Annotated in this window: 12 protein-coding genes and 3 pseudogenes; 13 read left to right on the top strand and 2 right to left on the bottom strand. The window is 73.1% G+C overall.

From position 1 onward, the window contains the following. Nucleotides 1–55: 55 nt before the first annotated feature. On the top strand, nt 56–1,036 hold the full coding sequence (locus OHU35_RS36005) for a DUF3048 domain-containing protein (RefSeq protein WP_189726060.1): 981 nt from the start codon (nt 56–58) through the stop codon (nt 1,034–1,036). 23 nt (nt 1,037–1,059) lie between these two features. Here OHU35_RS36005 and OHU35_RS36000 read toward each other — a convergent pair whose 3' ends face one another. Then, on the bottom strand, nt 1,060–1,524 hold the full coding sequence (locus OHU35_RS36000) for a MarR family winged helix-turn-helix transcriptional regulator (RefSeq protein WP_189726061.1): 465 nt from the start codon (nt 1,522–1,524) through the stop codon (nt 1,060–1,062). A 207-nt stretch (nt 1,525–1,731) separates the two neighbouring features. On the opposite strand from OHU35_RS36000, the gene OHU35_RS35995 reads away from it, so the two are divergent. The 8 genes from OHU35_RS35995 to OHU35_RS35960 all read left to right on the top strand — a co-directional run bounded on the left by OHU35_RS35995 (nt 1,732) and on the right by OHU35_RS35960 (nt 9,084). After that, on the top strand, nt 1,732–2,487 hold the full coding sequence (locus tag OHU35_RS35995) for a CoA transferase subunit A (protein ID WP_189726062.1): 756 nt from the start codon (nt 1,732–1,734) through the stop codon (nt 2,485–2,487). Continuing rightward, entirely contained in the window at nt 2,487–3,131 is a 645-nt protein-coding gene (locus OHU35_RS35990) for a CoA transferase subunit B (protein ID WP_189726063.1), read from the top strand. The genes OHU35_RS35995 and OHU35_RS35990 overlap by 1 nt, the downstream gene beginning before the upstream one ends. Continuing rightward, nucleotides 3,128–4,330 (top strand): thiolase family protein, encoded by a 1,203-nt coding sequence (locus tag OHU35_RS35985; RefSeq protein ID WP_405508271.1) that lies wholly within the window; start codon nt 3,128–3,130, stop codon nt 4,328–4,330. The genes OHU35_RS35990 and OHU35_RS35985 overlap by 4 nt, the downstream gene beginning before the upstream one ends. A gap of 88 nt (nt 4,331–4,418) precedes the next feature. Then, a complete protein-coding gene (gene pcaH, locus OHU35_RS35980) occupies nt 4,419–5,192 on the top strand; it encodes a protocatechuate 3,4-dioxygenase subunit beta (protein ID WP_189726065.1) in 774 nt (257 codons plus the stop codon). Between the two features lie 6 nt (nt 5,193–5,198). After that, nucleotides 5,199–5,804 carry a protocatechuate 3,4-dioxygenase subunit alpha gene (pcaG, locus tag OHU35_RS35975; RefSeq protein ID WP_189726066.1) on the top strand — a complete coding sequence of 202 codons (606 nt, stop codon included), beginning with the start codon at nt 5,199–5,201 and terminating at the stop codon, nt 5,802–5,804. Then, complete coding sequence (gene pcaB, locus OHU35_RS35970; RefSeq protein WP_189726067.1) at nt 5,801–7,099, top strand: 3-carboxy-cis,cis-muconate cycloisomerase; 1,299 nt, start codon at nt 5,801–5,803, stop codon at nt 7,097–7,099. The genes pcaG and pcaB overlap by 4 nt, the downstream gene beginning before the upstream one ends. Continuing rightward, complete coding sequence (gene pcaD / locus OHU35_RS35965; protein WP_189726068.1) at nt 7,096–8,214, top strand: 3-oxoadipate enol-lactonase; 1,119 nt, start codon at nt 7,096–7,098, stop codon at nt 8,212–8,214. The genes pcaB and pcaD overlap by 4 nt, the downstream gene beginning before the upstream one ends. Nucleotides 8,215–8,292: 78 nt before the next feature. Continuing rightward, entirely contained in the window at nt 8,293–9,084 is a 792-nt protein-coding gene (locus OHU35_RS35960; RefSeq protein ID WP_189726069.1) for an SDR family NAD(P)-dependent oxidoreductase, read from the top strand. 1 nt (nt 9,085) lies between these two features. Here OHU35_RS35960 and OHU35_RS35955 read toward each other — a convergent pair whose 3' ends face one another. Beyond that, nucleotides 9,086–11,770 (bottom strand): ATP-binding protein, encoded by a 2,685-nt coding sequence (locus OHU35_RS35955; RefSeq protein ID WP_405508268.1) that lies wholly within the window; start codon nt 11,768–11,770, stop codon nt 9,086–9,088. Between the two features lie 180 nt (nt 11,771–11,950). Between OHU35_RS35955 and OHU35_RS35950 the strand changes: the two are divergent. From OHU35_RS35950 to OHU35_RS35935, 4 genes and pseudogenes are all read left to right on the top strand, one after another. Next, a pseudogene (locus OHU35_RS35950) lies at nt 11,951–12,679 on the top strand (MFS transporter); the annotation flags it as partial. Continuing rightward, nucleotides 12,666–13,130, top strand: a pseudogene (locus tag OHU35_RS35945) (anhydro-N-acetylmuramic acid kinase); the annotation flags it as partial. The pseudogenes OHU35_RS35950 and OHU35_RS35945, both read left to right, overlap by 14 nt. A gap of 57 nt (nt 13,131–13,187) precedes the next feature. Next, a pseudogene (locus OHU35_RS35940) lies at nt 13,188–13,304 on the top strand (DUF2510 domain-containing protein); the annotation flags it as partial. A 252-nt stretch (nt 13,305–13,556) separates the two neighbouring features. Continuing rightward, a complete protein-coding gene (locus tag OHU35_RS35935) occupies nt 13,557–14,690 on the top strand; it encodes a hypothetical protein (RefSeq protein WP_372498758.1) in 1,134 nt (377 codons plus the stop codon). Nucleotides 14,691–14,811: the final 121 nt, after the last annotated feature.

Genomic DNA, 14,811 nt, shown 5'->3' with positions numbered 1-14,811 from the left:
ATAAGCGCACAATCAGAACAAACAGATGACATGAGACGCGGTGGCGACGGTGGGCATGGGACGAGAGGCACGCGGGCGGCGGGCCGTGACGACAGCGGCGCTGCTGGCCGCGACGGTGACGGCGGCGCTGTCGGCGGGCTGCACGAGCGGGGGCGGGCCGCCCGACGACGGGCGGGGATCGGCCGCCGCGTCGGAGCGCGGCGCGTCACCCACCCCGACCGACGGCTCCGTGCTCGCCGTCAAGATCGACAACGCCGGCACGGCCCGGCCGCCCACGGGTGTCGACGCCGCGGACGTGGTGTACGTGGAGCAGGTCGAGGGCGGACTGAGCCGCCTGATGGCGGTGTACGCCACGAAGCTGCCGAAGGCGGTCGGCCCGGTGCGCAGCGCCCGCGAGTCGGATCTGGAGCTGCTGCGCCAGTTCGACCGGCCCACCCTCGCCTTCTCCGGCGCCCAGACGAAGCTCCTGCCGCTGATCGACAAGGCACCGCTGCGGACGGCGACGCCGGGCAGCGCCTCCGACGCCTTCTTCCGTGACCCCGACAGGTCCGCCCCGCACAACCTCTATGTGCGGCCCGAGCGGATCGTGCCGGATGCCCCGGGCCGGGCCGCCCTGACCACCGGCTTCCGCTACGGCTCCGCCCCCGCGGGCGGCACCACGACGACCTCGCAGACGGTGCGCTATCCGGCGGCCCGTTTCACCTTCACCTGGTCGGACTCCCGGGACCGCTGGCTGGTCGGCATGGACGGCACGCCCGCCACCACGGCCGACGGCAAGCGGATGGCGGCAGCGACGGTCGTCGTGCAGTACGTGCAGGTGCGCGAGTCCGCCTTCCGCGACTTCCTCGGCAACAACACGCCGTACACCGAGACGGTGGGCTCGGGGAAGGCGAAGGTGCTGCGTGACGGGCGCGCCTACGACGTGAACTGGGAGCGCGAGGACGCCACGGACGGCACGGCGTTCACCACCCGCGACGGCACACCCGTGAACTTCGCGAAGGGCCAGGTGTGGGTGGTGTACGCCAAGGCGCCCTGACCGGCCCGCGCGGGCCGCGCCGGTCAGCGGGGCGCCACCAGGGGCTCCCCCGGGTTGCGCAGGCCTTCGGCCGCGTCCGACACGCGCCGGATGAGGTCGAAGAACACCGTCTGCTCCTCGGCGGTCAGCGGCGCGAGGAAGATCTGGTTCATCCGGGCGGTGCGCACGGTCAGTTTGCGGTGGGTGCGTACGCCCTCGTCCGTGAGGCGCAGCAGGAAGCGGCGGCCGTCCTGCGGGTCGCGGACCTTGTCGAGCAGTCCCCGCCTGATGAGCCGGCTGATCACCTCGGCGATGGTGGACCGGTCGAGCCCCACCCGCTCCCCCACCGTGCGCTGGTCCAGGCCGGGCTCGGCGACGAGTGTGTTGAGGACCGCGTACTGGGGCGAGGTGATCTCCTCGGAGACCATCGTGTTCCACAGCAGGTAGTGCGCCTGCTGGAGCCGCCGGGCCAGGTGCCCGGGGTGGGTGGTGAGGTCGGCCGCCGCCATGTGCACCCCTCGGTCGTTTTCGTTGGTGCACTGAACAATACCGGCCCGCTCCCGGGCTGTCTGCTGACTGCACAAGGGATCAGGGGCGCATATGCCGAGGTCTTGACGCCCTGCTGTGGCGATGGCAGCGTGAGAGGAGCTTCACGGAAATACTCAGTGCGCTGACTAAATCACGTCGGGGCGCTCGGAAGAGATGGGGCTTCTCGGATGGACAAGGTGGTCGCCACAGCCCTGGAGGCGGTGGCCGATGTGCCGGACGGCGCGTCGCTCGCGGTGGGTGGTTTCGGGCTGAGCGGTGTGCCGAACGTGCTGATCCAGGCGCTGTACGAGCGCGGGGTGGCCGGGGTGTCGGTGGTCTCCAACAACTGCGGGGCGATGGAGTCGGGCCTGGCGGTCCTGCTCGCCGCCGGCCGGATCGCCCGGGTGACGGGGTCCTACATCGGTGCGAACAAGGAGTTCGCGCGGCAGTACCTGGCCGGGGAACTGGAGGTCGAGCTGATCCCGCAGGGGACGCTGGCCGAGCGGCTGCGGGCCGGGGGCGCCGGGATCCCCGCCTTCTACACCCCGGCCGGGGTGGGCACCCAGGTCGCCGACGGCGGTCTGCCGTGGCGCTACGACGGTGAGGGCGGGGTCGCGCTGGCCTCGCCGCCGAAGGAGGTGCGGGAGTTCGACGGCACGGAGTTCGTGCTGGAGCGGGGCATCCGTACCGACTTCGCCCTGGTCCGGGCGGCGAAGGGCGACCGGCACGGGAACCTGGTCTTCAACAAGTCCTCCCGCAACTTCAACCCGCTGGCCGCGATGGCCGGGCGGGTGACGATCGCCGAGGTGGAGGAGCTGGTGGAGCCCGGAGAGATCGATCCGGACGCGGTGCATCTGCCCGGCATCTTCGTGCAGCGGGTGCTCGCGCTCACTCCTGAGCAGGCGGCGGACAAGAAGATCGAGCAGCGGACGGTGAGCGACTGATGGCCTGGACGCGTGAACAGATGGCCGCGCGGGCCGCGCACGAGCTGCGGGACGGCCAGTACGTCAATCTGGGCATCGGCCTGCCCACCCTCATCCCCAACTACCTGCCCGAGGGCGTCGAGGTCGTCCTCGAATCGGAGAACGGCATCCTCGGCACCGGCCCCTACCCCACCGAGGACAGGGTCGACCCGGACCTGATCAACGCCGGCAAGGAGACCGTGACGGTCCTGCCGGGCGCGTCCTTCTTCGACTCGGCGCTGTCCTTCTCGATGATCCGGGGCGGGCACATCGACGTGGCGGTGCTGGGCGCGATGCAGGTGTCCGAGCGGGGCGATCTGGCCAACTGGGCGGTCCCCGGCAAGCTGATCACCGGCATCGGCGGGGCGATGGACCTGGTGCACGGGGCCCGTACGGTCGTCGTCGTCATGACGCACACCGCCAAGGACGGCTCGCCGAAGATCCTCACCGAGTGCGCCCTGCCGCTGACCGGCAAGGGGTGTGTGAACCGGATCATCACCGACCTCGGCGTCCTGGACGTCACCGAGGACGGGCTCGTCCTGGTCGAGACCGCGCCGGGCGTGAGCGCCGAGGAGGTCGTCGCCAGGACCGACGCCGAACTGAGCGTGCCGGAGGGTGTGAAGTGAAGGACGTCTACATCGTCGACGCGGTCCGCACGCCGATCGGACGCTACAACGGCGCTCTGGCCTCGGTCCGTCCGGACGACCTGGGCGCGCACGCGATCCGCGAACTGCTCGCCCGCACCCCGGACTTGGATCCGGGCCGGATCGAGGACGTGTACTTCGGCAACGCCAACGGCGCCGGTGAGGAGAACCGCAACGTCGGCCGCATGGCGGCGCTGCTGGCGGGCCTGCCCACCTCGGTGCCGGGCGTGACCGTCAACCGGCTGTGCGCCTCCGGGCTGGAGGCCGTGATCCAGGCGGCCCGTGCCATCGCGGTCGGCGACGCCTCCATCGCGCTGGCGGGTGGTGTGGAGTCGATGACCCGTGCGCCCTATGTGCTGCCCAAGAACGACAGGCCCTTCCCGGCCGGGCACACCGAGCTGTACTCCACGACTCTGGGCTGGCGGATGGTCAACCCGCGCATGGAGCCGCAGTGGACGATCCCGCTGGGCGAGTCGGCCGAACTCATCGCCGACAAGCACAAGATCAGCCGCGAGCAGCAGGACGAGTTCGCGCTGCACAGCCATGAGAAGGCCGCGCGGGCGCGGGAACAGGGACTGTTCGAGCGTGAGTCGACGCCGGTGGCGGTCCCGCAGCGCAAGGGCGATCCGGTGGTCTTCGCCGCCGACGAGTGTGTCCGTCCGGATGCCTCCCTGGCGTCGATGGCCAAGCTGAAGCCGTCGTTCCGTACGGAGGGCGGCACGGTGACGGCGGGCAACGCCTCACCGCTCAACGACGGGGCTGCCGCGTTGCTCCTCGTCGACGCGGAGGGCCTGAAGGCCACAGGTCGCGAGCCGCTGGCCCGGGTGTCCGCCACCGGTGTCTCCGCGACCGACCCGCACTACTTCGGGCTCGCGCCCGTCGAGGCCGTCAACCGGGCGCTGGCCAAGGCGGGCAAGGGGTTCGACGACCTGTCGGTGCTGGAGCTGAACGAGGCGTTCGCGGCGCAGGTGCTGGGGTGTGTGGCCGAGTGGCCCGAGTTCGACCCCGCGGTCCTCAACCCGCAGGGCGGGGCGATCGCCCTCGGGCATCCGCTCGGTGCATCGGGTGCCCGGCTCGCCGGCACGGTTGCCCATCAGCTCGCCCGGCGTGGGAGTGGCGTCGGTGTCGCCACGCTCTGCATCGGGGTGGGCCAGGGACTCGCGCTCGTCCTTGAACGCTAGGCGTTCGGCTGCGGGGCCGTGTGTGGCTGGTCGCGCAGTTCCCCGCGCCCCTGACGGGGCACGATCCTCAAGAACCTCAGGGATTTCCATGACTCTCACTCAGCACGACATCGATCAGGAGATCGCGGCCGAGCACGCCGCGTACGAGAAGCGCCTCGCCGACGGCGGGCCCGTCGAGCACCAGCCGCGGCGGGACTACGCGCCGTACCGCTCCTCGGTGCTCCGGCACCCGAAGCAGCCGCCGGTCACCATCGACGTCAGCAAGGACCCGGAACTGGTCGAGCTGTCCTCCCCGGCGTTCGGGGAGCGGGACATCACCGAGATCGACAACGACCTCACCCGGCAGCACGACGGCGAGCCGATCGGTGAGCGCATCACCGTCTCCGGCCGGCTGCTGGACCGCGGCGGCCGCCCGGTGCGCGGCCAGCTCGTGGAGATCTGGCAGGCCAACTCGGCGGGCCGCTACGCCCATCAGCGCGAGCAGCACGACGCCCCGCTGGACCCGAACTTCACCGGCGTGGGCCGCACCCTCACCGACGCCGAGGGCCACTACCGGTTCACGACCGTCCAGCCGGGCCCGTACCCGTGGCGCCAGCACGTCAACGCCTGGCGGCCGGCCCACATCCACTTCTCGCTCTTCGGCTCGGCGTTCACCCAGCGGCTCGTGACGCAGATGTACTTCCCGAGCGACCCGCTCTTCCCCTACGACCCGATCATCCAGTCGGTGACGGACGACGCGGCCCGGCAGCGGCTGGTCGCGACGTACGACCACAGCCTGTCGGTGCCGGAGTTCTCGATGGGCTACCACTGGGACATCGTGCTCGACGGACCGCAGGCCACCTGGATCGAAGAAGGGCGCTGACCTGCCATGACGAAGATCGACACCAGCAGGCCCGAGAGCGTGCTGCCCACCCCCTCGCACACCGTCGGCCCGTTCTACGGCCATGCCCTGCCGTTCCGCGGCGGCGAGGACATCGCGCCCGCCGGACATCCGGACACGGTCACCGTGCACGGGTACGTCACCGACGGCGAGGGCGATCCGCTGCCCGACGCCCTGATCGAGCTGTGGGGCCCGGACCCGGAGGGCACCCTGCCGACGGCCGACGGTTCGATGCGCCGCGACCCGGCTTCGGGCGGCTTCCTGGGGCGCAACGGCGTGGAGTTCACGGGCTGGGGACGCATCCAGACCGACGCGAACGGCCACTGGTACGCGCGCACGCTGCGGCCCGGAGCGCGCGGGCGCAACGCCCCGTACCTCAGCGTGTGCGTCTTCGCGCGAGGGCTCCTGTTGCACCTGTACACCCGGATCTACCTGCCGGGCGATGCGGCGGTCCTCGCCGCCGACCCGCTGCTGTCCCGGCTGGAGGACGGGCGCCGCGACACGCTGATCGCCGCGGAGGAGACGCCCGGCACGTACCGTTTCGACATCCGCCTTCAGGGCGAAGGCGAGACGGTCTTCCTGGAGTTCCAGTGACAGCTGCGCACGGCGACACCGGCCTGCTCGCCCCCGGGTGGGCCGACTCGGCGGCCGCGTCCGCGACGAGCGACCACGCGTATCTGCGGGCGCTGCTCGACGCGGAGGCCGCGCTGACCCGGGCCCAGGCCGCGCTGGGGCTCGCCCCGGCCGAGGCGGCGACGGCGGTGACCGAGGCGGCCGCAGGCGCCCGCGCCTTCGACGTACCGTCCCTCACCGAGCGGGCCCGCGCGGGCGGCAACCCCGTCATCCCGCTGGTCGCGGAGCTGACGAAGGCCGTCGGCAAGACCTACGGTCCCTACGTCCACCGGGGCGCGACCAGCCAGGACATCATGGACACGGCGACGATGCTGGTCGCCGCGCGAACCCTGGACCTGGTCCTCGCCGACCTCGGACGCACCGAGCGGGCTCTCGCCCGGCTGGCCGCCGAGCACCGTGACACCGCGATGCCGGGACGAACGCTCACCCAGCACGCCGTACCGACGACCTTCGGGCTGAAGGCGGCCGGCTGGCGGGCGCTGGTCCTCGACGCGCGGGACCGGACGACGGCCGTACGGGATTCGCTGCCCGCCCAACTCGGCGGCGCGGCGGGCACGTTGGCGGCGTTCGGCGCGTACGGCGCGAGCGATCCGACCGGACTGCCGGCGGCGTACGCCGGTGAACTCGGCCTCAGGGCACCCGAACTGCCCTGGCACACCCTGCGGACGCCCGTCGCCGATCTCGCCGGGTGCCTCGCCTTCACGGCGGGGGCGCTCGGCAAACTCGCCGTGGACGTCCTCACCCTGTCGCGCACCGAGATCGCCGAGGTCGCGGAGGGCAGCGGCGGGGGCTCGTCCGCCATGCCGCACAAGTCCAACCCCGTACGGTCCACCCTCATCGCCTCCGCCGCGCGACGGGCACCCCAGCTCGCGGCCACGCTGTACGGCTCGCTGGCCGCGGAGGACGAGCGGCCGGCCGGGTCCTGGCACGCCGAGTGGGAACCGCTGCGGGACCTGCTGCGGCTGGTCGGCGGGGCCGCCCGGGACGCCGTGGAGCTGGCCGAGGGACTGCTGGTCAGGCCCGAGGCCATGCGCGCACACCTGGACCTGACCGGCGGGTTGATCGTCTCCGAACGGCTCTCCGCGGAGCTGGCTCCGGTGCTGGGCCGCGCCCGCGCCAAGGAACTCCTCACCCGGCTGGCCGCCGAGGGACGCCCGCTCGCCGAGGCACCGGAGCTGGCGGACGCCGACCTCGATCCCACCCACTACACCGGCTCCGCCGGAGCCCTCACCGACCGCGCTCTGGAGCGACGTTGACACTCCTGAACCACCACACCGAAGGGCCCGCCTCCGCTCCCCCGCTGCTGCTCGGCCCCTCCCTCGGCACGTCGTACGCCCTGTGGGACAAGGTGGCGCCCGAGCTGTCGATCACCCACCGGGTGGTCCGCTGGGATCTGCCGGGGCACGGCGGTTCGGCGGCCGAGCTCATCAAGGCGGGCGCGACGGTCGGTGACCTCGCCGGTCTGGTGCTGGCGCTCGCCGACTCGCTCGGCATCGAGCGGTTCGCGTACGCGGGTGTGTCGCTGGGCGGGGCCGTGGGGCTGCAGCTCGCGGTGCACCGTCCGGAGCGGCTGTCGTCGCTCGCCGTGATCTGCTCGTCGGCGCACTTCAACGGGGCCGGGCCGTGGCAGGAGCGGGCCGCGCTGGTGCGGCGGGAGGGGCTGGCCGGGCTGGCGGAGGGGGCGGACGCGCGCTGGTTCACCTCCGGGTTCACCGTGCCGGAGCTGGTGCGGGACCACCGGGACGCCGACCCGGACGCGTATGCCGCCTGCTGTGACGCGCTCGCCGCGTTCGATCTGCGGGACCGGCTGCCCGAGATCGCCGTACCGACGCTGCTGGTCGCCGGCCGCGAGGATCCGGCGACGCCGCCCGCGCATCTGCGGGAGATCGCCGACGCGGTGCCGGGCTCGACGCTCGTCGAGCTCCCGGGCGCCTCGCACCTGGCGCCCGCACAGTGCCCGGAGGCGGTACTGACAGCGCTGCGGGCCCACTTCGGCGGGCCCGTCGGACGCGGGATGGAGGTGCGGCGCGAGGTGCTCGGCGACGCGCACGTCGACCGGGCGCAGGCCCGGCAGACGCCCTTCACCGCGCGCTTCCAGGACTTCATCTCGCGCTACGCCTGGGGCGAGATCTGGACCGACCCGACGCTGTCGCGCCGCGAGCGCAGCATGATCACCCTCACCGCGCTCGTCGCGCACGGCCACTACGACGAGCTGGCCATGCACGTCCGGGCGGCCCGCCGCAACGGGCTCACCCCGGAGGAGATCGGCGCGGTGCTGCTGCAGACGGCCGTGTACTGCGGGGTGCCGGCGGCGAACTCGGCGTTCGCGACGGCCCAGCGGGTACTGGCGGAGGAGGAGGGCTCTTCGTAGGCGCCGGAGGGTGATCCTGCTGGTCGTAGCCTCAGCGGTAGCTCGCCCGGGCCCGCACCGCATGCCTACGGTGGAGTCATGTCCACCATCCTGATCACCGGCGCCACCTCGGGCCTCGGCCGCCACGTCGCCTTCGAACTGGCCCGTTCCGGACATGTCGTCCTCGTCCACGGCCGTGACGCGGGCCGGACCGAACGGCTGGCGGAGGAGTTGCGCACGGAGGGGGACGCGGAGGCGTTCGTCGCGGACCTGGCCTCGCTGTCCCAGGTACGGGAACTGGCCGGGCATGTCACCGACGCGCATCCCGAGCTCGACGTGCTGGTCAACAACGCGGGCGTGGGCTTCGGGGCGCCCGACGCGGGCCGTGAGCTGAGCGCCGACGGGCATGAGCTACGGCTCGCGGTGAACTATCTGGCACCCGTGGTGCTGACCCGGGCTCTGCTGCCCGTGCTGCGGGCGAACGCGCCGGCCCGGATCGTCAACGTCGGGTCGGCCGGTCAGGAACCCCTCTCCTTCGACGATCCCGAGTTCACCCGCCGCTACAGCGGCGTCTCGGCGTACTGCCGCAGCAAGTTCGCGCTCGCCGCGCACACGTTCGCCCTCGCCGAGGAGCTGAACGGCACCGGCGTCTCGGTGAACGTGCTGCACCCGGCGACCTACATGGACACGGGGATGGTCCGCGAAGCGGATGTCACGCCCTGGAACACGGTCGCCGACGGCGCGGCGGGCGTGCTGGCCCTGGCCACGCGGGAGTCGGGCAGCGGCCGGTACTTCGACGGGACGAGTCCGGCACGGGCCCACGAGGCGGCGTACGACCCGGGAGTGCGGGCGCGGCTCGCGGCGGTGACCGACCAGTTGCTCCGCGTCTGAGCTACGCCGGTCCGACGCCGGCCTTGAGCACGGCCCGCGCCCGCTCCGCCAGTCCGTCCGCGCCGCACGAGACCGCCAGGTCCAGGCCGCGTTCGAGGTCGCTCACCGAGCGGGCCGCGATGCCGAACTCGATGCGGGCCGCCGCGTGCTCGTACTGGCAGGGCGACGCCTCCAAGTAGGTGACCGCCTGGGCGGCGAGCCGGACCGCGCGCTGGCCCGTCTCCAGGGCGGCGGCGCAGCGCAGGGCCTCGCCGATGGCGGTGTCCGTGCCGAAGCGCTCGGCCTGCCGGCGGACGTCGACGGCGAGCCGGGCGGCACGGGCCGGGTCCGCGGTGCTGAGGGCCCGGGCGAGATCGGCCGCCCAGGGGACGAGCACGGGGTTGTGGTGGCCGCGTGCCGCCGCCGCCTTCTCGGCGGCCTCCAGTTCGTTGATGCCGTCCTTGGTGCGGCCGACGGCCAGCAGCAGCCTCCCGCGCACCGAACGCGGGTCCGGCAGGACGATGGTGGAGGGGTAGGGCGGGGCGAAGCCGTACCGTTCGGCGACCTCCCAGGCCTCCTGGACATGGCCGCGGGCGAGCAGCGTGTCGACGAGGTTGCAGGTCGCGGACCAGTACAGCGGCAGACCACGGCCGACGCGCTCGGCGAGGCGCAGCGACTCGCGCAGGGACGACTCCGCCTCCTTCAGACGGCCCCGCCTGCGGTGGCCGAGCCCGACGTAGGCATGAGCGAGGGCGAGGTGGCCGCCGCTCCAGCCGGCCGTCTCGTAGGCGCGCAGGGCCTCGTTGTAGAGGGTCTCGGCGCGGTCGAGGCGGTCGGTGAAGGCGTACGCGTTGGCCAGCATCAGCAGCAGTTCGATGCCCCACTCGGTGTCGGTCCAGCCGAGCCCCGGGGCCAGGCGGCCGTTGACGAGGGCGCGGTCGCACAGTTCGGCGACCTCCTCCGCGTTCTCGCCGTGCATGAGGGCGTCGAAGCCGCGCAGCATCAGCAGCGCGCGTTCGGAGTTGTCCCGGCCGGTGCAGGTGGCGGCGAGGTCGGCGAGCCGCCGGGAGCGGTCGGGCGAGGTGGCCTCGCCGGCGTGTATGCCCTCCCACATGAAGTGCACGGCCTGGAGCCGCATCCGGGCGGGCCCGGGCCTCAGCCGCGCGGCCTCCGCCTCGACCGTGCGAACCGCCTCCTCCAGCTGGTCGTTGTGGAGCAGCGCCTGGGAGAGCCGGAAGACGGCGTCCACCCGCTTGTCCCCGCCGAGGCCGGGCATGCCGAGCGCGGTCCGCAGATGGCCGATGGTGCGGGCGGGCGCGGTCAGGAAGGTGGCCTCGGCCAGTTCGTACAGCACGTGCGGGTGGGACTCGGGCCGGGGCGGTTCCTCCAGGGCGCGCTCCAGGCAGCGGCGGGCGGCGTCGGGGGCGCCGACGGCGAGGTGCTCGCGGGCGGCCTCGCGCAGCTGCCCCACGAGTTCCTCGTCGTCGTCCGGGTGGACTTCGAGGAGGTGGCGGGCGGCCGCGGCGGCGCCGCGCCCCTCGTCGGTGACGATCCGGGCGGCGATGCCGTGCATGGCGGTGCACAGGGCGTCGGGTATGGAGTTGTAGACGGCGGTGGCGATCAGCGGGTGGACGAACTCCAGGTCGCCGTCGGCGCTGCGGCCGGTCGCGGGGTCGGGTGTGGTGAGGATGCGGGCGGTGCGCAGCAGTTCGGCGCAGCGGCGGGCGTCGTCGGGCCCAAGGGTGGCGAGCTTGGCGACCAGGTCGGTGGAGATGTCGGTGCCGAGGATCGCGGCGGCCCAGGCGAACCGCGTCGCGTCGATGCCGAGTTCCTCCAGGCGGGCGACGAGGCCGCCGCCGCGGGCCGAGCGGTTCAGTTCGCGCAAGTCCCCGGCCCGGGCCTCGACCGGTTCGAGTTCGCTGTCCTGGACCTTGGCGAGGAGTTCGACGGTCTCGTAGGGGTTTCCGGCGGTGACGGCCCAGACCTCGCGGCAGAACGCGGCGTCGGCGTGCGGGCCGAGGGTGGCGCGGGTGAGTCCGGCCGTCGCGTCCGGAGTGAGGGCGCTCAGCGTCGCGACGGGGCCGTCCGCGGCGGCGGCGACGGTGTCGAGGTGGCGGGCGCTGGTGCCGGAGACCTCGCCGGGGCGGCGGGTGACCACGACCAGCACGGACATCTCGTCGAGGCGCTCGGCGAGCCCGGCGAGCCAGTGCAGGGTCTCCTGGTCGGCCCAGTGGGCGTCGTCGATCAGCAGCACCAGCGGCCAGTCCCGGCGGGCGAGCCGGCGCACGGCGGCGACCAGTCCGTCGCACACGCCCTGCGGGTCGGCCTGCCGGTCGCCGGGGTCCGCTATGCCGAGGGCGGGGCCGGCGATGTCGTACCAGTCGCCGAGGTACTCGCGTGCCTCCTCGGGGAGCATCGACACCAGTGCCGGCTGCAGCAACTGCCGTACCACGTTGAAGGGGACCGACCTGAGGGTCTCGCCGCCGCGTGCCGACCAGACCGTGCAGCCGCGGGCCTCGGCGATGCGGCGGGTTTCGGCCAGCAGCGTGGTCTTCCCGAGTCCGGCCTCGCCCCGGAAGACCAGCAGTCCGCCGGACGAGGAGCGGTCCGCGCACAGGCCGTCGACCGCCCGCGCGACGTCGGCGACTTCGTCGTCGCGCTCCCAAAGGGAAGCCGAGGCGCCGGCCGTGGGCCGTACCTCCGTCATCCCGCTACCTCCCCAAGTCGCCCGAACGACGTACAGACGTCGAGCGTAGCCGTCCGATTGCCTGAGTGGAGGGCGGTCCGGGCACCTGTTGCCGTGACGGGTGAAGCCGACGGCGATCGGACGACGCATTCGGCCCGTCACCAGCCGCCTTCGGGTCAACAAGGCACAACGGTACGGGAGGTGACGTCCATTCACCAGGGACGGGACACACGGCGCGGCCGGCGGGCGCTGGTCGCGGGGTCGGTGGGCAATCTCATCGAGTGGTACGAGTTCGGCGTCTACGGCTACTTCGCGACGATCATCGCGGCGCGGTTCTTCACACCGGAGGGCGGCAGCGAGATCGAGGCTCTGGTGAAGACGTACGCGTCGTTCGCGCTCGCGTTCTTCTTCCGACCGGTCGGGGCGGCGCTTTTCGGCCGTCTCGGGGACCGCGTCGGCCGTCGGCCGGTGCTGGTCCTGGTGATCACGCTGATGACGGTGGCGACGACGCTGATCGGCGTGCTGCCGACGTACGCCCAGGCGGGCGCGCTGGCGCCCTGGCTGCTCACCTTCCTTCGGGTGCTCCAAGGGCTGTCGGCCGGCGGGGAGTTCGGCGGTGCGGTGTCGGTGATGACCGAGTTCGCACCGCCGGGCCGGCGGGGGCTGTACGGATCGTGGCAGTCGTTCACGGTGGCACTGGGGCTGCTGGGCGGTGCGGGCGCCGCGGCGCTGCTCGCCACCGCGCTGACCGAGGAGCAGCTCGGCGCGTGGGGCTGGCGGCTGCCGTTCCTGCTGACGCTGCCGCTGGGGCTCGGGGCGTTGTGGCTCAGGCTGCGGCTGGACGAGACACCGGAGTTCGCGGCGGAGCGGTCCCAGAAGACGCCTCCCCCGCGCGAGGTCGCGAGGGCGATCGCGCTACGCGCTGCCCGCGCCCAAGACGACGGGCAAGGAACTGTTCCATCTCGGTCATCTGCGGGACGCGCTGGCCGGGTTCGGGACGCTGCCCGCCGAGGACGTCGTCGCCACCCTGACGATGCTCACGGCCCGGACCGTGGCGGACGCCGTGCGGGCGGTGGGCGCGACGGAGGTGGTCGCCTCGGGCGGCGGGACGCGCAACCCGGTCCTGATGAGGATGCTCGGGGATCTGCTGCCCGGGGTGGCGGTGCGCGCCTCGGACGAACTGGGGCTGCCGTCCGGGGCGAAGGAGGCCTACGCCTTCGCCGTCCTGGGATTCCTGACCCTGCACGGCCTGCCCGGCACCTCACCCGCGAGCACCGGTGCCCGGCATCCCAGCGTGCTGGGGTCGGTGACCCCGGGCCGGGACGGGCTGCGGCTGCCACCGCCCACCCGCCTGCGTCCGACCCGCTTGCTCCTGGAATGACCGATCCTGGTCGACTCCTCTCATGCCTCTTTCACCGACGCCTCATACGGTGGGGGCATGACGCAGGAGACTCCTTCCGGGTGGTACCCGGACCCCGGACAGAAAAGTGACGGGCCCGCCACCGAGCGCTGGTGGGACGGCAAGGCCTGGACGGCCCGCATCCGTCCGGCACAACCGCCGACGCATCCGGCGGCTGAGGAGGGTTCGGCTTCTGCGGGGGATCCGGGTGCGGCGAAGGACTCGGGCACCACGCCCGGCCCGGCTCCCGCCATAGGCTCCGCCACGGGGGATCCGGCCGCTGCCGAGGGCTCGGCGCGCGCGGGGGACTCGAACACCGCGGACAGCTCGGCCGCTGCCACGAGTTCCGCTGCGGGGCACTCGCCCGCTGCAGGCGATCACGCCCCTGCGGCAGGCTCCGGCTCCGCGGTGAATCCGGCGGCTGCGGGAGACCCGGCGGCCGCGACAGACTCGGGCGCCGCAGGTGGTTCAGCCCCGGCGGGGGATCCGACCGCTGCCGTACATCCAGACGCTGCCGGGCATGGCAGCGCCGCCGGGCACCCGGGCCCTCCCGGATACCCAGGCACCACCGGACATCCGAGCGCCCCCGGACACCCCGGCGCCACCGCATACCCAGGCACCCCTGGATACCCGGGCACCCCCGGCCAACCCCCAGGGCCGGCCCCGTACCCGAACACCCCCGGGTACCCGGGCGCCGGTGCCTATCCCGGCTACCCCGCCACACCCCCGGCCGCCCGTGGAAGCCGGCTGCGGATCGGGATTGCCGTCGCGGCGGCCGTCGTTGTACTCGCGAGCATCGGTGTCGGCGTGTACGCGCTGACCGACAACGGCGGCTCGGGCGGCGGTTCGGCCACTTCGCAGGGACCGGGCGGCCCGGGCGGAACCGGTGGCCAGGGCGGGCCGTTCGGCGGGCCGGGCGGGTCGGGGGGATCCGGAGGCAATGGCGGCTCCGGAGGTTCCGGCGGACCCGGTGGTCAGAGCCCGTCTCCCGAGCAGTCCGAGCCGCCGAAGATCAGGAGCGGGTCGGTGACCGACGGCGTCAGCGGGATCAGCATGCCGATCCCGGAGGGCTGGTACGGCCAGGAGATCACGGTCGGCGCGCAACTCACGTCCGACGACTCCTACAAGTGCCCCGGCGACACCTCCTCGACCTGCACGAAGGGCGGAGCCTACTCCGCACCGGCCCTGGCCCTCGGCACCAAGGGCAGCACCGCCGAAGAGATCGCCAAGGCGGACATCTCGGCCAACGCCGACGAGTCCTACGGCGGCAAGTCCTACGGCGGGATCACCTCGCACGACGTACTGGCCTCCAAGGCGGTGACCGTGGCCGGGCAGAAGGGCTACCTGGTCCGCTGGAAGGCCGTCACCACCAAGGGCGCCGACGGCATCGTGGAGTCGCTCGCGTTCCCCTCCCCCGCGAACGCGAAGCAGATGGTCGTCGTCCGGTTCGGCGTGGACGCCGGCCAGAAGGAGTCCGTCCTCGACGACATCGCCAAGGGCATCAAGGTGTCGACGGGCAGCGGCAACGGCCAGGACGTCTGACAAGGAACGACCGCCCCGCCCGCAACCGGTCGGCCGGGTGGGGCGCCCCCGCCGCTCACAGGGGAACCCCACCCGGCCGGGGGGTGCGCGCCGCCCCCGTCCCCACGGGTCGGCGCGGTCG

Source organism: Streptomyces purpurascens (assembly GCF_045040895.1).
GTDB lineage: Bacteria > Actinomycetota > Actinomycetes > Streptomycetales > Streptomycetaceae > Streptomyces > Streptomyces purpurascens.
The sequence above is the reverse complement of the archived record's forward strand: the minus strand, read 5'-3'. Positions and strand labels throughout refer to the sequence as shown.